Below are 20,278 nucleotides of genomic sequence, written 5' to 3' on the forward strand. Positions count from 1 at the left end.
CACGGTGTCGCCGTCGCTGACCACTATCGTCGTGCCCGGTTCAGCGCTGCCGCTGAAGGTCGGCGTGGTCACTGAGGAAGGCGCGCCCGGCTCAATGACGTTGCCCTCGGCGTCGGTGATGGCCACAGCCGCGGCATCAATGCCTTCCGGCGCCGTGGTGTCGACGGTGTAGTCGATCGGATCGGAAGGCGCGCTGCTGTTGCCCGCTTCGTCCACCACTTCAAAGGAGATATCGTGATCGCCTTCCGCCAGCGGCTCGTCCGGCGTGAAGCTCCAGCTGCCGTCTTCGGCAACCGTGGCTTCGCCCAGCACGGTGTCGCCGTCGCTGACCACTATCGTCGTGCCCGGTTCAGCGCTGCCGCTGAAGGTCGGCGTGGTCACTGAGGAGGGCGCGCCCGGTTCGATGGCGTTACCTTCCGCATCGGTAATTACCACGCCGGAACTGTCCACCGCTTCCGGCGCGGTGGTGTCGACGGGATAGTCGATTGGATCGGACGGGCCGCTGCTGTTGCCCGCCTCGTCCACCACTTCGAAAGAGATATCGTGATCGCCTTCCGCCAGCGGCTCGTCCGGCGTAAAGCTCCAGCTGCCGTCTTCGGCAACCGTGGCTTCGCCCAGCACGGTGTCGCCGTCGCTGACCACCACCGTCGCGCCCGGCTCCGCGCCGTTGCCGCTGAAGGTTGGCGTGGTATTTGAGTTCGGGCTGCCCGGCTCAATCACATTACCTTCTTCATCGGTAATTACCACGCCGGAACTGTCCACCGCTTCCGGCGCGGTGGTGTCGACGGGATAGTCGATTGGATCGGACGGGCCGCTGCCGTTGCCCGCTTCATCCACAACCTCGAAGGAGATATTGTGATCGCCGTCCGCCAGCGGTTCGTCCGGCGTGAAGCTCCAGCTGCCGTCTTCGCCCACCACAACTTCGCCAATAACCTCATCGCCATCGCTCACCACCACAGTGCTGCCTGGTTCCGCGTCGCCGCTGAAGGTCGGCGTGTTGTTGGAGTTCGGCGTTCCCGGTTCGATGGCGTTACCGTTTTCATCGGTAATCGTCACGCCGGAGGTATCCACCGTTTCCGGCGCGGTGGTGTCGACAGGATAGTCGATCGGGTCGGACGGGCCGCTGCCGTTGCCCGCCTCGTCCACCACTTCAAAGGAGATATCGTGATCGCCGTCCGCCAGCGGCTCGTCCGGCGTAAAGCTCCAGCTGCCGTCTTCGGCAACCGTGGCTTCGCCCAGCACGGTGTCGCCGTCGCTGACCACCACCGTCGCGCCCGGCTCGGCACCGCTGCCGATGAAGGTCGGCGTGGTATTTGCTGAAGGCGCGCCCGGTTCGATGGCGTTGCCTTCCGCATCGGTGACGATCACGCCTGCCACGTCAATGCCTTCCGGTGCGGTGGTATCGACTGTGTAATCAATCGGATCGGAAGGCGCGCTGCTGTTACCCGCTTCGTCCACCACTTCGAAAGCGATATTGTGATCGCCGTCCGCCAGCGGCTCGTCCGGCGTGAAGCTCCAGCTGCCATCTTCGGCAACCGTGGCTTCGCCCAACACGGTGTCGCCGTCGCTGACCACCACCGTCGCGCCCGGCTCGGCACCGCTGCCGCTGAAGGTCGGCGTGGTATTTGAGTTCGGGCTGCCCGGCTCAATCACGTTGCCTTCTTCGTCGGTAATTACCACGCCGGAACTGTCCACCGCTTCCGGCGCCGTGGTGTCGACAGGATAGTCGATCGGGTCGGACGGGCCGCTGCTGTTGCCCGCTTCGTCCACCACTTCAAAGGAGATATCGTGATCGCCGTCCGCCAGCGGCTCGTCCGGCGTGAAGCTCCAGCTGCCGTCTTCATCCACCACCGCTTCACCGATTACCTCGTCGCCGTCGCTGACCACCACGGTGCTGCCCGGCTCCGCGTCGCCGCTGAAGGTTGGCGTTGTATTGGAAGACGGGCTGCCGGGTTCGATGGTGTTGCCGTTTTCATCGGTAATCGTCACGCCGGAGGTATCCACCGCTTCCGGTGCCGTAGTGTCGACAGGATAGTCGATTGGATCGGACGGGCCGCTGCCGTTGCCCGCTTCGTCCACCACTTCAAAGGAGATATCGTGATCGCCGTCCGCCAGCGGTTCATCCGGCGTAAAGCTCCAGCTGCCGTCGTCGCCTACAACGACTTCGCCGATAACCTCGTCGCCGTCGCTGATTATCACAGTGCTGCCCGGCTCCGCGTCACCGCTGAAGGTCGGCGTGTTGTTGGAGTTCGGCGTTCCCGGTTCGATGGCGTTGCCGTTTTCATCGGTAATCGTCACGCCGGAACTGTCCACCGCTTCCGGCGCCGTGGTGTCGACAGGATAGTCGATCGGGTCGGACGGGCCGCTGCCGTTGCCCGCCTCGTCCACCACTTCAAAAGAGATATCGTGATCGCCGTCCGCCAGCGGTTCGTCCGGCGTAAAGCTCCAGCTGCCGTCGTCGCCTACAACGACTTCGCCGATAACCTCGTCGCCGTCGCTGATTATCACAGTGCTGCCTGGTTCCGCGTCGCCGCTGAAGGTCGGCGTGTTGTTGGAGTTCGGCGTTCCCGGTTCGATGGCGTTACCGTTTTCATCGGTAATCGTCACGCCGGAGGTATCCACCGTTTCCGGCGCGGTGGTGTCGACAGGATAGTCGATTGGATCGGACGGGCCGCTGCCGTTGCCCGCCTCGTCCACCACTTCAAAGGAAATATCGTGATCGCCGTCCGCCAGCGGTTCGTCCGGCGTAAAACTCCAGCTGCCGTCGTCGCCTACAACGACTTCGCCGATAACCTCGTCGCCGTCGCTGATTATCACAGTGCTGCCCGGCTCCTCACCGTCGCCGTTAAAGGTTGGCGTGGCGTTTGAGTTCGGGCTGCCAGGTTCGATAGCGTTGCCGTTTTCATCGGTAATCACCACGTCTGAAGTATCGACGGCCTCCGGCGCAGTGATATCGACGAGCAGTTCAAAATCGTTGCTGCTGCCTGCGCCGTTAAGGCCGGTACCGGTAATCGTGATGCTGTGGGCGCCTTCCGGCTGCGCTTCGAGCGTAACTGTCCAGCTACCGTTCTCATCCACCGTAATTTCGCGCAGCGTTACGCCGTTTTCGCTCAGGATCACCGCGCTGCCCGGCTGGTAGTTGCTGCCGCTAAAGGTTGGCGTGGTGTCGCTGGTGGCGGCGCCGCTGTTGATAACGCTGCCGCTGTCGTCGGTGACAACTACAACCGGCGCGACCTCGATGGGATCGACGCTGCCATCGTTCAGCCCATCTTCGCCGCCGTTATTACCATTTTCGGTGTTACTGGTGCCGTCGCTGCCCTGGCTATCGACAATGACATTTACGTTTTCGCTGATGGGGGTGCCGTCCGCTTGCGTCCCGTCAATCACGATAGCGTGGTCGCCGTCCGCCAGCGGTTGTTCCGGTGTAAAGCTCCAGCGTCCGTTTTCATCCGCCACGGTTTCGCCGATCACCACACCGTTGTCGCTGATAGTTACCACGGAACCAGGCAACATGCCTTCGCCGCTGAAGGTTGGCGTATTGTCATTGATCGTGCCGCCATCGCCAATAATATTGCCGTTATCGTCGGTCAGCACCGTAGAGCGACTGGCCGCGTTCTCTTCGGTACTGGAGGAAGAACCGCCACCGCCGCCACCGCCTGAATGATTCGCCACGCCCAGGCCAATCAGCAGCGCAGCGCCAGCCAGAGAGCCGCCCGCCGCCAGCGTCACGCCGCTGCTGTCCGTCGCCAGCAGTCCTTCGGTGCCATCGGCCAGCTCATAAACGCTCGCAGACGTATCGTAATCAAAGGCGTAAACCGTGCCGTCCGTACCGGAAGCGGTGATCACGGGCGGCGTGTCAGGCGAATAATTTTCCAGCAGAACCTGGTAATTTTCGTCCGTAGCCTCGTCTGCCCATTCCAGCTTCATGCCGTTAGCGGTTTTGCTCGCCTGGATTTTTGGTGGGATATTGCCGTCATTGCTGTGTACTTCAAAAGTAGAGGCGCCCGCAGGCGGCGTCAGGGAAAGAGGCTGTTTTGAAACCAGGGGATGTTTGGCAATAACTTTACCGCCAGCATCTTTGATAATTAATTCCAGGTTCATTTTTTTCACCAATATAGTTTTAAATGGAGCTGACTGTTTTTAGAAAGCATATCCCTGGAAGAATAAGACGCAGCAAGCCTGCGCAGGCGTAGCGCTAATTATTATTGTAAGCATTAAATATATTTTAAAAATACCAGGCAAAGCCCAAAGATATATAAATAGCCCGGCTGCCTCGTGATTTTTATCTGATTACATTTCTGGATAAATTTAAACAGAACCAACTGTTTTCTGTAAATAATAGGGTTTTATCATACTGCCTTTCAGACGGACGCCTTTTCCTTCCGCCGTGCGACAATAGGTAATAAAATCAGGCGGCACGTGCAGTGACAGCAGCCGGAGCTGCAGCAGCTGCATAACCTGCCACAAACGCTGGCTGGAGGATTGCAATCCCTGGCGATCCCAGACGTGGTAAAGGATATCTTTCAGCGGCACCACATTATCATTGGCGTTCTGTAAAAGGAAAAGCAGCAAACGCAGCATGGTATCCCGCAGCAAATACTCTTTAATTGCGCTGTGGTTTTTCTTGTCAAAATTGGAAATTCTACGATGGTTTAAATCAAACTGGACGTATTGTCCAATATAGTAACCTGCAATCACCTTTCCCAACGGTTGCCTCCGGTATAAGAAGACGCGCATAAAATCTTACCACTTTAATATTACATATTTGATATAAAAAATTAAGTGCTTTGCTACAAAATCAAAAGATAAAAACATCCATCTAATCACAAACGTGAAAATAGAATAAACATCTGATGTCTTTTGTTCACAAGGCAACCGGGGATACATTTATATAACAAACCCAAAAAATCGGTGCGGCTTTGACGCTGTTTTTCACTAAAATGAATATTCCAAATTAGGATAACACACAGGATTTTATCCTGGAGTAAGACGTTCGTCACGTTAATATGAAACATTATCATTTTCAAATCAAGGAGTTAGAAATAAATTTATCACCATTCTTTTGGCTACCTATTTACTGTTAAATCATTGGCGCTTTTGGTTTTAAAAAGCGCATTTCATTTTCTATCCGCTAAATAATAAGAAACCAGATAACAGGAAAAATTTAGCGCTTTTTATTGGCGTAATGCCGGGCCTGCCGATATCAGCAGGTCGCAAGCGTTACGGTTTCTGACTTGTAATCGGCAGCGCCGCCAGCGGTTTAATCTCTTTCAGCACAAACATGCTTTGCATCTCTTTGATACCAGGCAGACGCCGGATAACCGACATGGCGAAATCGGCGTAGGAATCCAGATCCTGCGCCACCACCTGCAGCAGGAAGTCGGCATCGCCGCCGATGCTGTAACAGGAGACAACATTCTCCAGCGCGGCGACCTCCTCCTCGAATTTTCGCGCTTCGGTTTCGCTGTGGCTGTCGATAACCACCCGCACAAAAACCATCACGCCCAGTCCGATCTTTTTACGATCCAGCACCGCACGGTAGCCGAGAATAACTTTCTCCTCTTCCAGGCTGTGGACTTTGCGCCAGCAGGGAGAAGGCGACACGCCGACTTTTTCCGCCAGCGCCTGATTGGTTATGCGGGCATCAGCCTGTAGCTGCCGCAATATCTTTATTTCTGTCCTGTCCAACGCCATATGGGGATATTCCTTGCTGTTTAGCCTGTTTAATCGGTCATTTTTTCCCAAAGCAGCGGAGCAGGCAAGTGATAAAGGCAGCACTTTCCGCTGTTTGCCGGGCAGAATAGATCCCGCTATATCGCACGCCATCCATCACGAGCGCGACGTTCGCCTTCGGGCAGCGCCACGATCAGAGAACGCCGCCACCGATAAAATATCGGCCTGTTACACGAGGAGTAAAAAATGCATTTCGACGCCAGCCAGCATCGCTGCACCATTGTTATTAATAAGGATTTGCCGGCAGGCCTGGCGATAAACGCCGCCAGCGTGATTGGCATCAGCTTTGGCCGCACTACGGAAATTCTGGTCGGCCCGGACAGGCGGAGCGCGGATGAGATCAACTATCCCGGCGTCATCTCCAGTCCCTTGCCCGTGCTGCTGGCTTCCGGCGACTATATTCGGGAGCTGCAACGCGCCGCCAGTGAAGAAGAAGCAATTTACGCCATGCCTTTCAGCGCGCTGGCGCAGTCCTGCAAGACCTATGAGGAGTACGGAGAAAAGATTGCTGCCGCCAGCAGTGAAAATATCGAACTGGTGGCAATCGGCCTGATCGGCCCGAAAAAGAAAATCAGCAGGCTGACCGGCAATCTGGCGTTATTCCGCTAGTTCCGCCAGCGCAGGCTGCTGATAACGCCTGCTTTTTCATCAGGCAGCCTCGCGCGATTAGGTTTTATCCAGCCGCTTAACGCGATTGATGAATCACACTAATAAAGGCTTGCTGATGACGGCCTCTAATCAGCTCAATCTGGCCAGGTTATGCTTTTTGCACTCGATCCCACAGAGATGGGATAACGTGCCTGGTGGTTTTACGCCATCAGGCTCTCAGATAACAGCGAGGAGTTTACCAATGCAAAAACGTATGCTGGGCAAGTCCGGGCTGGAAGTGTCGGCGCTGGGTTTGGGCTGTATGGGCCTGAGTTTCGGCTATGGCCCGGCCACCGAAACCAAACAGGCCGTTGAGCTGATCCGCGCCGCCGTTGAGCGTGGCGTTACCTTCTTTGATACGGCGGAAGTTTACGGCCCTTATCTGAATGAAGAAGTGGTCGGCGAAGCGCTGAAGCCGTATCGCGATCGCGTGGTTATCGCCACCAAATTCGGTTTCGCGTTTGACGACAATCACCAGCAGCAGGGACTGAACAGCCGACCGGAACATATCCGCAAGGCCGTGGAAGGCTCGCTGCGCAGGCTGAAAACGGACGTTATCGATCTGCTGTACCAGCATCGGGTCGATCCTGAAGTGCCGATCGAAGAGGTCGCGGGCGCGGTGAAGGATCTGATCGCGGAGGGCAAAGTAAAACATTTTGGCCTTTCCGAAGCGGGCGCCAGCACCATTCGTCGCGCCCATGCGGTACAGCCGGTCGCGGCGCTGCAAAGCGAATACTCGCTATGGTGGCGTGAACCGGAGCAGGAGATTATCCCGCTGCTGGAAGAGCTGGGGATCGGTTTTGTGCCGTTCAGCCCGTTAGGCAAAGGCTTTCTGACCGGCGCCTTTAAGGCGGGAACCACCTTTGGCGAGGACGATTTCCGCAGTAAGGTGCCGCGTTTCGCCGCAGAGGCGCTGGAAGCCAATGAGAAGCTGGTGACGCTGCTGACGGAGCTGGCGGCAGAGAAAAGCGTGACGCCCGCACAGATCGCGCTGGCCTGGCTGCTGGCGCAGAAGCCGTGGATAGCGCCAATTCCCGGTACCACTAAGCTGCACCGGCTGGAGGAGAACCTGGCGGCGACGGCGATCGTGCTGGATCAAAGCGATCTGCGGAAAATCGGCGCGGCGCTGGAAAAAGTACAGATCGTCGGCGAACGCTATCCGGCGGCATTACAGGCGATGGTCGGGCGCTAGCCGCCTGAGGTTGGGCATCCATAGCTCATCACGCTTCGCCTCAGGCTGCTATTCATCAATCGGCAAGCGACCTGCTATTTAGCTACAAATCTGTCAGCAACTTCTGGCGGCTTCGCAAGAGGCCGCCTTGTCCCTTCCACACCCGATCCTGTCCGTTTCTGGCCTTCTGCCCGCGCGCATCCCTTGTCATGATGGCGTTCTCTTCCTGTTAACCGGAGTCCCAAAATGACCGCAACCGTTCTGTTAGTGATTGACGCTCAGCAGTCTTTCTATCACCGTGGCTATCTGGAAACGGCGGAAACGCCCGACTTTGAGCAGCGGCTCAGCCAGCTTATTGCCGGTTGCGAAGCGCGGAAAATCCCCGTGGTGGATGTTTTTCACGTGGAACAGGATGGGCCGTTTTCGCTGGCTTCAGGCCTGGTGAAACGCCTGCCTTTTCTGCGCCACCAGGCGGCGGCGACGGTGCGGAAACATGTGCATAACGCGCTGACCGATTCCGGCCTGGATGCCTGGCTGCGCGAACGCCAGGTCAAAAACCTGATTATCAGCGGCCTTCGTACCGAACAGTGCTGTGAAACCACTGCCCGCGTCGCCTCCGATCTGGGCTACAACGTGACTTACGTTACCGAAGCGACTTTAACTTTTCCCATTACCCATCAGGGAATTACGCTAAGCATTGCCGATTTGCGTCACCGTACCGAAAGCGTGCTGGCGAACCGCTTCGCCACTGTCGCTACCGTCGCAGAAACCTTACAAACGCTGGCGTAAGACCGGCGCGTCCTGGAGAACAAAAAAGATGACTATTCCCGTCTGGTTCCTGACGCTGCCCGGCGTGATGACGCTGGATATGACCGGCCCGGCGGAGACGCTTCAGCTGGCGGACGGCGCGTTCAGCCTGCGCTATATCGGCCCGCAGGAGAGCGTGCCGACCTCTACCGGCATGACCATAGGACAAGTGGAGCCGCTGCCGGAAGCCTTGCCCGCCGACAGCCTGCTGGTGATCCCCGGCGTAGCGGACTCCAGCGTCGCTTTCGACACGCCGCAGGCCATCGCGGCGCAGCACTGGCTGATGCGCCAGCAGCCCGCCATCCATGCCGGGCAGATTAAGCTGGTGTGCGTTTGTTCCGGTTCCGTGCTGGCGGCGCGCAGCGGCCTGCTTCACGGCGTGCGCTGCACCACTCATCATGAGGTTATCCAGCGGCTAAAAAGTGCTGAACCCACCGCGATTATCGAAGAAGCGCGCATTTTTGTGGAAGATCGCAACATCTATACCAGTGCGGGCATTACTGCGGGCATCGATCTGGCGCTGCATCTGATTCATCGCCTCTGCGGCCCGCAGACGGCGCTGGCGGTAGCGCGGGAAATGGTAGTCTGGTTCCGCCGTTCGGGCGACGATCCCCAGCTTTCGCCGTGGCTGCGTCACCGCAACCATATCAATCCGGCGATCCACCGCACCCAGGATTTGCTGATTGGCGAACCGGAACGGAACTGGCCGCTGGAAGAGATCGCCGCACGCGTACACGTCAGTTCGCGTCATCTGACGCGTCTCTTCAGGCACCATTTAGGGATTAGCGTGCGGGATTATCATGAACAGCTGAGGCTGGCGCTGGCCCGCCAGCGACTGCAGCAGGGCGAAGGCGCGGAAAGAGCGGCGCTGGCGGCAGGGTTTTCTTCCTCCCGCCAGCTGAAGCGTGCGCTTCAGCGCTGGCAGGCGTAGCCAGCCCGCCGCCGCTTTGTTAACGCTTAACGCTGTCGATAAAGGTTTTACGGGCGGTTTTCGATCCCAGCCGCTCGGCCTCGGACAAAAGCTTCAGCGCTTTATCTATCTCTCCCGCCTGCACGGCCTTTTTAATCGCGCCGTTAAAATAGTCGTCTGATTCCGCCAGCATCGGCTCCGCCGGTTTCGCCTCCGGCGCCGGTTTGGCAGTATCGCCAATCATTGCCGGCGCGGCCGCGGGTTCGGATGAAGGGAAGAGTTGCCCAATCATCACGTTACCGGCTTTCTGCTCGGCGCTGACTTTCAGGCTGAGCGTCCCCACAGGCGTATGGCGCGCCACCGGATCGGGAATATCCGGCACCGCGTTGCCAACGCCCGCCGCATAGGCTTTGGCCGGATTCACCATCTGCGTGGTGCTCTGCAAATCCCGCTGCGTGGTGTAAACCAGCAGGTAGATCTGCTTCTGCCCCAGCGCCGGCGTCAGCTTCAGCGTGCCTTCCAGCCGATCGCTGGAAACCAGCCCCGGCTTTTCATAGGGAAAATAGCTGGCGGGATAGAACGCCGCTGGCCGCATCTGTTCATCCAGTACCAGCACATTCGGCGCATAGACCGTTTTCCCGGTAACCAGACTGGTCAGCACGATTTCCAGCGATCCGCGATCGGCAGGCAGCGAGAAGGCCGCGACGGCGCCCTGAATCTCGCCCTGATCGATCTTCGTGCCGCCGAGCGTTACTTCCTGCGTGACCGGCGGCACCAGCGGCGTCCAGCTAAGGTTATGTAAGGTCTGCGCCGAAATTTTCGGCGCGGCGGAGGCGTCCGTTTGGGCAGCCTGCGCGCCGGCGAGCAGGCCCAGCGACAGACACAGAGACAGCAGCGTTTTTTTCATCAGGGTTTCCTTTTGCTTACCACCAGACTTCCATCTGCGCGCCGAAGGTGACTTCATCGTCGTTGCCACGGCTGAAAGTGCGGGCGGAAGTATCGTTCATCGCCAGGCCGTTGTTGACGCCGCTGTCGGTGTCATAGCCCCATTTTTCGTCCCAGTTGGCGTAGGTGGCGAAGACGCGGATGGCTGGACGCGACCAGATGCTGTCGCCCGCCTGCCACTGCTGCGCCAGCGTCACTTTATACTGGCCGTTGCGATCGCCGGTGCGCTGCGATTTGACGTTGTCGTAGCCCACTTCCAGCAGCGTGCTCATAATCGGCGTCCACTTGTACATCGGCCGCACGCCGACGGTATACCAGGTGGTGCCGTTGCTGTTGTCGCGGTCGACATCCTGATACATCGCTACGTACATCAGTCCCCATTTGTCGTTGAAGTCCAGCGCGCCGTGGTCAAGCACGCGCACCATGCTGCCGTTGTTGTTGATCGCCGCGCCGCTTGAATGGCCGTTTGCCGTGCCGGTGCTTTCAGCCGTCATCGAATCCGCCGCGTACTGCAACACCAGCTTGTTATAGCCGTTGTAAATGCTCTGCGTATGTTCGGCCGTCAGCAGCCAGCCGTCTTTGGTGGCATCGTCGGCCAGCGAGTAGCCATCGCGCGCGTTAGCTCGACCATAATCCACGCCCAGCTCCAGCACGCCGCCAGGGTTGGTTTGCAGGCCCGCCAGACGCACATCGAAGACGTCGTTCGAAGTCGGCAGCTCGTCACGCTGGTCGGCGATATAGCCAAAAGAGCCGCCGCTTTCGGTGTTGCGCGTGGCGGCGAAAGAGAGCTTGCCGAAGCCGACGTCAACATCTTCCAGGCCTGCGCCAGGGCCGGAGATATCCCAGTAGTAGAAGTCGATCATGTGTACGTCGTGACGCTGATAGAAGCGCTTACCGGCCCAGATGGTCGAACCGGGCAGCCATTCAATCAGGTTTTTGCCCTTGACGTTGGCCTCGCGGAAAGCCGGATCGGTCGCTTCCCAGTCGTTCTGCTGCGAGACGGAATAGGCGACGTTGGTATCAAAATAGAAGCTCTTATCCCCCTGTTTCCACACTTCCTGGCCAAGCTTCAACTCCGCGTAGGTTTCGCACTCGTTGCCCAGGCGGTATTTGCTTTCCGCGCCCGTGGCTTTAAAACACTGCTGTTCGCCGCCGCTGCCGGACCAGCCGATCCCGGAGCGGGCATAGCCGGTGAAATCGACCGCCATCGCCTGACTGGAAAGCGCGCCTGCCACTGCCAGCGCCAGGGTGGAATTGCGTAGAGTTATCATTATTGTCTCCTGTAGGGGATTTACACGCCTGGCTCGGGATGCAGCCGACGGCAGGCCGTTCCGTCTTCACGGAACAGATGACAGCGGTGCGGCGGCAGGCCGATGGCGAAGGTTGCGCCTTCTTCAACCAGCACCACGTCATTCTGGCGGTAGACCAGGTTCTGACGGATAGCCGGAATTTGGATATGGATCTGCGTCTCGTTGCCCAGCTGCTCGACCACCTGTACCTCGCCCGCCAGCCTGACTTCCGCCTCTTCGCCCGGCAGAAGATGTTCCGGCCGGATACCCAGCGACAGGTTGCTGCCGGGCACGACGCCGTCGCCGCGCACGCTCAGCCAGACCCACTGACCGTCGGGCAGCTCGACCTGAACGCGCTCGGGTTCGACCGCGATCACCTTCACCGGCAGGAAATTCATTCTGGGCGAGCCGATAAACCCGGCGACAAAGCGATTGGCGGGATAGTGATAGAGCGCCAGCGGTCGACCGATCTGCACAATGCGACCGGCGTTGAGCACCACGATTTTGTCGGCCAGCGTCATCGCCTCTACCTGATCGTGAGTAACGTAAATCATCGTGCGCTTCAGGCGCTTGTGCAGACGCGAAATCTCAATGCGCATCTGCACGCGCAGCGCGGCGTCCAGATTGGAAAGCGGCTCATCCAGCAGAAACACCGTGGGTTCCGCCACCAGCGTGCGGCCAATCGCCACGCGCTGCCGCTGGCCGCCGGAAAGCGCTTTCGGACGGCGATCCAGCAGGTGGGCCAATTGCAGGATTTCCGACACCTGACCAACCCGCCGCTCGGTTTCCTCTTTTTTGGCGCGCGCCAGCTTCAGGCCGAAAGACATATTCTCGGCCACCGTCAGATGGGGATAGAGCGCGTAAGACTGAAACACCATGCCGATGCCGCGCTCAGCTGGCGGCACTTCATTCATGCGTTTGCCGCCGATTTTCAGCTCGCCGGCGCTGATCTCTTCCAGGCCGGCGATCATCCGCAGCAACGTCGATTTACCGCAACCGGACGGCCCGACGAAGACCACAAACTCGCCCTGTTCAATCTCCAGATTGATATCGCTGGAAATGGCGGTGTCGCCAAAGACTTTACAGACGCCGCTAAGGGAAACGTTCGCCATCCTGCACTCCTTTCCATCCGTCAGACATTCATTACCCCGCAGCATGCCGTCGCGGCGCTCGGGCGTAATCCTCCGCCGTGCGGTTTTTGCTGGCGGAGAAGCGGGGCGGAGAAAAAACGCCTTCCGCTGACCGTGCTGGCGAGCGGCGCGACAAATTTGTGATCCGCCTTGCAAAAAACGTTGGCTATCAAGGTAAAGCGGCGCGGGTTGCCCGCAGGCGTGCAGGCGAGGTCACAGTTTGCGCCCCAGGGGCGTAGATCGGGGGAGGATGAAGTCAGCCCCGCCTGGCCGCACACTGGCCTCTACCCACTTTTCGTCCCCACGGTTATAAGGACTCGATCATGCTCACTGTTAAAACTCTGGTTAAGCACGCGCTGTCGCTGTCGGCGCTGGCGACGCTGGCGCTCTCTTCCGCCGCCATCGCCAAAATCGAAGAAGGCAAGCTGGTGATCTGGATCAACGGCGACAAGGGCTATAACGGCCTGGCGGAGGTAGGAAAGAAATTCGAACAGGATACCGGCATCAAGGTGACGGTCGAACACCCGGACAAGCTGGAAGAGAAATATCCTCAGGTCGCCGCTACCGGCGACGGCCCCGATATTATTTTCTGGGCGCACGACCGTTTTGGCGGCTATGCGCAGTCTGGCCTGGTGGCGGAAGTCAGCCCGGACAAGGCGTTTAAAGAGAAGATCTTTCCGTTCACCTGGGATGCCGTGACCTTTAACGGCAAGCTGATCGGCTATCCGGTCGCGGTGGAATCGCTGTCGCTGATTTACAACAAAGACCTGGTGAAAGCGCCGCCGAAAACCTGGGAAGAGATCCCGGCGCTGGACAAGACGCTGCGCGCCGAAGGGAAAAGCGCCATTATGTGGAACCTGCAGGAGCCCTATTTCACCTGGCCGGTTATCGCCGCTGACGGCGGCTACGCCTTTAAATATGTCGACGGCAAATATGACACGAAAAATACCGGCGTGAATAACGCGGGATCGCAGGCGGGTTTACAGTTCATCGTCGATTTGGTGAAGAACAAGCATATCAGCGCCGACACCGACTATTCGATTGCCGAAGCCGCCTTTAATAAAGGCCAGACGGCGCTGACCATCGACGGCCCCTGGGCCTGGGCCAACCTGGATAAAAGTAAGATCAACTATGGCGTCGCCCCGCTGCCGACCTTCCACGGCAAGCCTTCCCGGCCGTTTGTCGGTGTGCTGACTGCGGGCATCAACGCCGCCAGCCCGAATAAAGAGCTGGCGAAGGAGTTTCTGGAAAACTATCTGATTACCGACGACGGGCTGGCGGTGATGAATAAAGATAAGCCGCTGGGCGCGGTGGCGTTGAAATCTTATCAGACGCAGCTGGAGAAAGATCCCCGCATCGCCGCCACCATGGCTAACTCGAAAAACGGCGAAATCATGCCGAATATCCCGCAGATGAGCGCCTTCTGGTATGCCGAACGCAGCGCCATCGTCAACGCCGTCAACGGTCGCCAGACCGTGCCGCAGGCGCTGAAAGATGTTGAAACACGTATCGCCCGATAGTCTTCGCTGAACAAGGGGCCGCTTCTACGGCGGCCCACGTCGAAAAGGATAGCGCCATGCCTCTGGCCCACATTAGCCGATCTGACCGCCGATCCCCGCTAAGCCGCGTGCTCAGCGGCTCTCTTATTACCCTGTTTGCGCTGCTGGCTGGCTATTTAATCGTGCTGATGTACGCGCAGGGAGAGTATCTCTTCGCCATACTGACGCTGCTGCTTTCCGGCCTCGGCCTGTTTATTTACGGCAACCGGCGCGCCTACACCTGGCGCTATATCTATCCCGGCCTGGCCGGTATGGCGCTGTTTGTGCTGTTCCCGCTGGTCTGCACGCTGGCTATCGCCTTTACCAATTACAGCAGCCTGCACCAGCTCACTTTCGAACGCGCGCGGGAAGTGCTGCTGCAAAGGCAGTTTGTCGCGGATAAGGTCTGGAATTTCTCGCTTTATCCCACGGAAGAGAAGTGGCGGCTGACGCTCGCTTCGCCCGACGGCGACCAGCTGCTGGTGTCGCCGCCCTTCGCTTTCACGCCTTCAGCGCCGCAAACGCTGCCGATGACGCAGCAGGCCGCGCCGACGGGCGAGAAAGCCGGGCTGCGGATCATTACCCAGAACCGCCAGGCGCTGGGACAGCTCACCGCTGAACTCGCCGACGGAACGCGGCTGCGGATGAGCTCGCTGCGGCAGTTCTCCGGCGCGCAGCCGCTTTATCAGCTGGGCGAGGATGGCAAAACGCTGACCGACAGCCAGAGCGGGAAAGTTTACCATCCCGAGATGAGCACCGGCTTCTATCAGTCGGCGGACGGCCAGCAGCGCCTCAGTCCCGGTTTCACCGTGAATATCGGCTGGCAAAACTTCCTGCGCGTTTTTCAGGACGCCGGTATTCAGAAGCCGTTTCTGTCGATCTTTGTCTGGACGGTGATTTTCTCGCTGCTGACGGTGCTGTTTACCACGGCGCTGGGCATGGTGCTGGCGTGCGTGGTGCAGTGGGAAGCGCTGAAAGGCAAGGCGGTCTATCGTATGCTGCTGATCCTGCCTTACGCGGTGCCCGCTTTTATTTCGATACTGATTTTCAAAGGTTTATTTAATCAGAGCTTCGGCGAAATCAACCTGCTGCTCGGCAGCCTGTTCGGCATCAAGCCCGCCTGGTTCAGCGATCCGCTGACCGCCAAAGCGATGCTGATTATCGTCAACACCTGGCTCGGCTATCCCTACATGATGATTTTGTGTATGGGGCTGCTGAAAGCCATTCCTGACGATCTTTATGAGGCTTCGGCAATGGACGGCGCGACGCCGGTGCAGAATTTCTTTTTGATTACGCTGCCGCTGCTGATCAAGCCGCTGACGCCGCTGATGATCGCCAGCTTCGCCTTTAACTTTAATAACTTCGTGCTGATCCAGCTGCTGACCAACGGCGGGCCGGATCGTATCGGCACCACCACGCCGGCAGGCCACACCGATCTGCTGGTCAGCTATACCTGGCGCATCGCCTTTGAGGGCGGCGGCGGACAGGACTTCGGTCTGGCGGCGGCTATCGCCACGCTGGTTTTCCTGCTGGTGGGCGCGCTGGCAGTGATCAATCTGAAAGCCTCACGCATGAAATTCGATTAAGGAATCACTATGGCTATGGTTAAACCGAAATCGCAGCGGCTGCGGCTGCTGATAACGCATCTGCTGCTGCTGGGCTTTCTGGCGCTGATCCTGTTTCCGCTGCTGATGGTTTTCGCCATTTCGCTGCGGCCCGGCAATTTCGCTACGGGCAGCCTGATCCCGGAAACCGTTTCGTGGGATCACTGGAAGCTGGCGCTGGGTATCGCGGTGACCAACGATAACGGCACGGTGACGCCGCCGCCGTTTCCGGTGATGCTGTGGCTGTGGAACTCGGTGAAGATAGCGACCATTACCGCCCTCGGCATCGTGGCGCTCTCCACCACCTGCGCTTACGCCTTCGCGCGCATGAAGTTTCGCGGCAAAAGCCCGCTGCTGAAAGGGATGCTGATTTTCCAGATGTTTCCGGCGGTGCTGTCGCTGGTGGCGCTCTATGCGCTGTTCGATCGGCTGGGCATCTATGTGCCTTTCCTGGGGCTGAACACGCACGGCGGCGTGATTTTCGCCTATATGGGCGGTATCGCGCTGCATGTCTGGACGATCAAAGGCTACTTTGAATCGATCGACGGCTCGCTGGAGGAAGCGGCGGCGCTGGACGGCGCGACGCCGTGGCAGGCGTTCCGGCTGGTGCTGCTGCCGCTGTCGGTGCCGATTCTGGCGGTGGTGTTTATCCTGTCGTTTATCGCCGCCATCACCGAAGTGCCGGTGGCTTCGCTGCTGCTGCGCGACGTCAACAGCTATACGCTGGCGGTCGGGATGCAGCAGTATCTGAATCCGCAGAACTATCTGTGGGGCGATTTCGCCGCCGCCGCGATCCTCTCCGCGATTCCGATTACCGCCGTGTTTCTGATCGCCCAGCGCTGGCTGGTCGGCGGATTAACCGCAGGCGGCGTTAAGGGATAGGATTTTAAAAAAGGCGGCCTGCGGGGCCGCTTCAGAGTGTTGATAAGCGGGTCCGCGCATCTCAACTCAACGGCTGTGCCTTTTGCATCCAGTATCATCTCAATGTGACCCGTAAGGCTGACTCTCCTCCGCTAAACTTAATTTGGTTGCCGCCTCCGCGAGGCGGTTTTTTTACGCCCCTGCCCGGGCATTCGGTAAAACGCCAATAAACCAGAACATCGCAGAACATGATAAAATGGCCCTCTTATGTAAGCCGATCAAGGATAAGAGCAGCGTGGCGCGTGCGAAAAAAGGGTTAAATACATTCAGAGATTTAGAGCTTCCTGACCTGCGCGAACTGGAGAGCAAATTCAGGTTGGATCCGACACCGGAAATTGAAGCCGGAGACAGTGTTGAAGCTGCAGTCACCCTGCTGGAGCTGCATATGGGTTTTACTGAACCGGAAATGCTGATCGTCCCCAAAGAGACAATTATCGGTACGCTTAACATTCTTAGAGACAAGCTGGAACATATTGTCGAAAAGCGTCTTGATGCTCGTGAACGCTATGTACTTCTTGCGCTGGATACGCTTGAAAATCCGTATGAAGTATGGGAAACCATGTATGACGATGAGCAGGTACGCTATCTTTTTATCGGCGCATACCGGCAGAAACAGCAGATGCTGGTTGTGGTGGCTCCATGGGAAGGAAAAGTGCTCTGGAATTTTATGCATACTGACGCGAAAAGCCTCAATAAACATCGTCAGGGTACTTTGCTTTATAAAAGGCAATAAAAAAGCCGCCATTTTTCAATGGCGGCCTATCGAATCTGGGCCTGGTTATTTTACACCTTCAGGCGGGAGGTGTGAGGTTTCACCCTGGCACAGAATTCAGGGATTCTATGGGGTCCTTCCACCGACTGTTGCACCCTGATGCAGTCGGCTTCTCGCTCAAAAGTAATATTACCCAAATTTGACGAACGCGTCAATCACCCCGAATCACTGGGGCCACTAAGGGTCATTAGCTTTCACATATGCTGAAAATAATAATTTATACCGTTTTATCATCCTTTTTCATTCTTTCGGTAAAACTATGGCAGCGGAAGCCTTAACCGAATGCGATTTACCGCCAGCGGAGTTTTCTACTTGCTTTTTTACAGACTTCACAAGAGCGAGGTAGAGTTAGTAAATATCATTGCTGACATTAAACCACTGTCCGCTCTTCACTCAAAGCGGCCCCTCAGCCCCGCCGTTCCGTTCGCTCTGTACCAAAAGCAAACGTTTCATGATAGATAGGGTAAAAGACAGAACAGCCTGTGCACGCACCGGTTTTGTTAAAATAACCCCCCGTGCAGTCACGGCTATTTAAACAGAGCCGCTCTCGGATTAAATTCATAAAAGCGTCATCGGCTGGCTGATAACCCAGCACTTACCGGGTACGGGAGAGACCAAATCTCTTAAACCAGTTATTTGAAATGCCATAGCCGAAGCGCCACGCAGGAAAGCCCGCGCTGAATAGCATATTGTTAGCAATCTGAGGCGGCCCGCAGGCCGCCCCAGTCACTCCACAGACACCTTGCGGCGTCGCCTGTCCACATCGCGGATTAACTCGTTGACCTCCGCATCGGCGAACATCTCCTCCAGCGTCAGGCTGAGCTTACGCCGCCAGTTCGGGTATTCACTGCTGGTGCCGGGCACGTTAACCGGCGTCGCCATATCCAGCCAGTCTTCCGGCTGCAGCCCCAGCAGGGCGCTGGCGCTGTCGGCCACGTAGCGCTGCAGGCCGCGACGCACTGCCAGCGTCAGCCCGGCCTCTTCACAAGCGCTCTCCGGCGGCAGACAGTTATAGTGACGCAGGCTTGCCAGCAGGCTTTGCCGCGCGCTTTTTCTGTCGGCATACAGCGCCCGCAGCACCGTTTTATCCGGATAAAGCCCCAGCTTTTCCCCCAGCGTCAGGTCGTCGCTTTGCCAGTAGCCGCGCAGCGTCGGCAGATCGTGCGTGGTCAGCGTCGCCATCGCCTGCGGCGGCCAGGATTGCGGCGCGCGGAACTGGTTTTGCTTGTCGCGCTCAAACCAGAGCACTTTGTAAGAATAGATACCTTTTTCCCGCAGCTTGCTGACGATCTCCGGCGGCACCGTGCCCAGGTCTTCACCAATCACCATGCAACGATGCCGCTGGCTCTCCAGCGCCAGAATCGCCAGCAGATCGTCGACCGGATAGTGAACATAGGCGCCCTTATCCGCCGTTTTGCCTGCCGGGATCCACCACAGGCGCAGCAGCGCCATAACATGATCGATCCGCAGCGCGCCGCAGTGGATCATGTTCGATCGCAACAGCTCGATAAAAGGCTGATAAGCCCGATCGATCAGCGTGCGCGGGTCCATCGGGCGCAGACCCCAGTCCTGCCCTTTTGGCCCCAGAATATCAGGCGGCGCGCCGACCGAAGCGTTAAGGCAGTAAAGCTCGCCGTCGCTCCAGGTTTCGGCGCCGTCAGCAGCCACGCCGACCGCCAGATCGCGGTAAAGCCCGGTCGGCATCCGGCGGCTGCTCTGATAGCACTGCGCCAGCTGCGTCGCGGCCAGCCACTGCAGCCAGAGATAAAACTCCACCTCCGATGCGTGCTGTTCGCAAAAGGCGCGCACTGCCGGACTGCGCGCCTCGCGGTACGCTTCCGGCCAGCGATCCCAACCCTGCGCTTCACCCGTTTTCTGCTGAAAATGCGCACAGAGCGCGTCGAACGCTGCCTGAAACCAGAGGCTTTCTCCGCCTTCTGCCATAAACCGGGCGAAAGCCTGCCGCTCGCTATCCTGCCCATCGCGGCTAAGAAACTGCGGCCAGGCGAACCGCAGCGCCTTCAGCTTCAGCGCCATCACCTGAGCGTAATCCACCAGCGCGGCCTCGCGCGCCGCCTGCAAAGCCTGCTGCGTGGCGAAAGCACGCCACCAGCGCTGCGCCGCCGCGCTGGCGTGAAAATCCGCTACCGCGTTGACATCGATATAGATGACGTTCAGCCAGCGGCGGGACGAAGGGCTGTAAGGACTGGCCGCTTCCGGATTGCCGGGACAGAGCGCGTGCAGCGGATTAAGGCCAACAAAGGCGCCGCCGCGATCGGCGATACCTTGCACCAGCGTCGATAAATCACCGAAATCGCCAATGCCCCAGTTCCGCGCGGAGCGCAGCGTATAAAGCTGCACGCAGACACCCCAGAGTTTTTTCCCCGCCAGCAGGGCTTCCGGCTCGTAACAGCGTTTGGGCGCCACTATTAACCGGCACGCCCAGCTTTGCCCGGCCTGGCTCAGCGTTAACTGGTGATAGCCGCCAGGCAGGCTCTCCGGCAGCGTCAGCGTCATTTTGCCATTGACTCTGCCCTGTCGCGCGCCGCCCTGTTCCTCGCGAAGCTGCCAGAAGTATTCGCCTTCTCCGTCGATCGGCAGCGCAAAACGTCCGCCGCGGGTAAACACTTTTACCGCCGGAACGGGACGTGACGACGGCTGGCGGCCAGCCTGCCAGCCCATCGCCTGCAACAGCTCGCGCCGGGTTTCCGCCGCAATCGCCTGCGGCTTGCCGTGAGCATCGATAAACCCGGCGGCGATGCCTGCTTCGCTGGCGGCCTGCTCCAGTGCGTTCTCTTCCATAGCTTCCC

Annotated in this window: 15 protein-coding genes; 8 read left to right on the forward strand and 7 right to left on the reverse strand. The window is 58.4% G+C overall.

Annotated elements, in window-relative coordinates:
* From MKZ79_RS16040 to MKZ79_RS16050, 3 genes are all read right to left on the reverse strand, one after another.
* On the reverse strand, positions 1–4,101 hold a 4,101-nt coding region (locus MKZ79_RS16040), incomplete at its 3' end, for an Ig-like domain-containing protein (RefSeq protein WP_336143552.1).
* A gap of 207 nt (positions 4,102–4,308) precedes the next feature.
* Positions 4,309–4,737, reverse strand: a complete 429-nt coding sequence (locus tag MKZ79_RS16045) for a hypothetical protein (RefSeq protein WP_336143555.1) — start codon at positions 4,735–4,737, stop codon at positions 4,309–4,311.
* 483 nt (positions 4,738–5,220) lie between these two features.
* On the reverse strand, positions 5,221–5,694 hold the full coding sequence (locus MKZ79_RS16050; RefSeq protein WP_336143557.1) for an Lrp/AsnC family transcriptional regulator: 474 nt from the start codon (positions 5,692–5,694) through the stop codon (positions 5,221–5,223).
* A 225-nt stretch (positions 5,695–5,919) separates the two neighbouring features.
* Between MKZ79_RS16050 and MKZ79_RS16055 the strand changes: the two genes are divergently transcribed.
* The 4 genes from MKZ79_RS16055 to MKZ79_RS16070 all read left to right on the forward strand — a co-directional run bounded on the left by MKZ79_RS16055 (position 5,920) and on the right by MKZ79_RS16070 (position 9,290).
* Entirely contained in the window at positions 5,920–6,342 is a 423-nt protein-coding gene (locus MKZ79_RS16055; protein WP_336143558.1) for a DUF2000 domain-containing protein, read from the forward strand.
* 241 nt (positions 6,343–6,583) lie between these two features.
* A complete protein-coding gene (locus MKZ79_RS16060; RefSeq protein WP_336143559.1) occupies positions 6,584–7,573 on the forward strand; it encodes an aldo/keto reductase in 990 nt (329 codons plus the stop codon).
* Between the two features lie 225 nt (positions 7,574–7,798).
* Positions 7,799–8,341: a cysteine hydrolase family protein gene (locus MKZ79_RS16065; protein ID WP_336143560.1), complete on the forward strand. Its 543-nt coding sequence runs from the start codon at positions 7,799–7,801 to the stop codon at positions 8,339–8,341.
* A 28-nt stretch (positions 8,342–8,369) separates the two neighbouring features.
* Positions 8,370–9,290, forward strand: a complete 921-nt coding sequence (locus tag MKZ79_RS16070; protein ID WP_336143561.1) for a GlxA family transcriptional regulator — start codon at positions 8,370–8,372, stop codon at positions 9,288–9,290.
* Positions 9,291–9,309: 19 nt separating this feature from the next.
* Here MKZ79_RS16070 and malM read toward each other — a convergent pair whose 3' ends face one another.
* The 3 genes from malM to malK are packed head-to-tail and all read right to left on the reverse strand — an operon-like array spanning position 9,310 to position 12,615.
* Positions 9,310–10,176 carry a maltose operon protein MalM gene (malM, locus tag MKZ79_RS16075; RefSeq protein ID WP_336143562.1) on the reverse strand — a complete coding sequence of 289 codons (867 nt, stop codon included), beginning with the start codon at positions 10,174–10,176 and terminating at the stop codon, positions 9,310–9,312.
* 16 nt (positions 10,177–10,192) lie between these two features.
* Entirely contained in the window at positions 10,193–11,485 is a 1,293-nt protein-coding gene (locus tag MKZ79_RS16080) for a maltoporin (RefSeq protein ID WP_336143563.1), read from the reverse strand.
* Positions 11,486–11,505: 20 nt separating this feature from the next.
* The gene (gene malK, locus MKZ79_RS16085) at positions 11,506–12,615 is read right to left on the reverse strand and encodes a maltose/maltodextrin ABC transporter ATP-binding protein MalK (protein ID WP_336143564.1); all 1,110 of its coding nucleotides are present in this window, start codon (positions 12,613–12,615) and stop codon (positions 11,506–11,508) included.
* A gap of 341 nt (positions 12,616–12,956) precedes the next feature.
* Here malK and malE point away from each other — a divergent pair, with 341 nt between their 5' ends.
* The 4 genes from malE to MKZ79_RS16105 all read left to right on the forward strand — a co-directional run bounded on the left by malE (position 12,957) and on the right by MKZ79_RS16105 (position 17,429).
* The gene (malE, locus tag MKZ79_RS16090) at positions 12,957–14,153 is read left to right on the forward strand and encodes a maltose/maltodextrin ABC transporter substrate-binding protein MalE (RefSeq protein ID WP_336143565.1); all 1,197 of its coding nucleotides are present in this window, start codon (positions 12,957–12,959) and stop codon (positions 14,151–14,153) included.
* A gap of 56 nt (positions 14,154–14,209) precedes the next feature.
* Positions 14,210–15,757, forward strand: a complete 1,548-nt coding sequence (gene malF, locus MKZ79_RS16095) for a maltose ABC transporter permease MalF (RefSeq protein ID WP_336143566.1) — start codon at positions 14,210–14,212, stop codon at positions 15,755–15,757.
* Positions 15,758–15,766: 9 nt separating this feature from the next.
* On the forward strand, positions 15,767–16,657 hold the full coding sequence (malG, locus tag MKZ79_RS16100; protein WP_336143567.1) for a maltose ABC transporter permease MalG: 891 nt from the start codon (positions 15,767–15,769) through the stop codon (positions 16,655–16,657).
* Between the two features lie 274 nt (positions 16,658–16,931).
* Positions 16,932–17,429, forward strand: coding sequence for a PBECR2 nuclease fold domain-containing protein (locus MKZ79_RS16105; protein ID WP_336143568.1), 498 nt, complete (start codon positions 16,932–16,934; stop codon positions 17,427–17,429).
* Between the two features lie 765 nt (positions 17,430–18,194).
* On the opposite strand, the gene malQ is transcribed toward MKZ79_RS16105, so the two are convergent.
* Positions 18,195–20,270, reverse strand: a complete 2,076-nt coding sequence (malQ, locus tag MKZ79_RS16110) for a 4-alpha-glucanotransferase (RefSeq protein WP_336143569.1) — start codon at positions 20,268–20,270, stop codon at positions 18,195–18,197.
* Positions 20,271–20,278 lie beyond the last annotated feature (8 nt).

The sequence above is a fragment of the Erwinia sp. CGal63 genome, from assembly GCF_037026505.1.
In the GTDB taxonomy this organism is placed as follows: domain Bacteria; phylum Pseudomonadota; class Gammaproteobacteria; order Enterobacterales; family Enterobacteriaceae; genus Erwinia.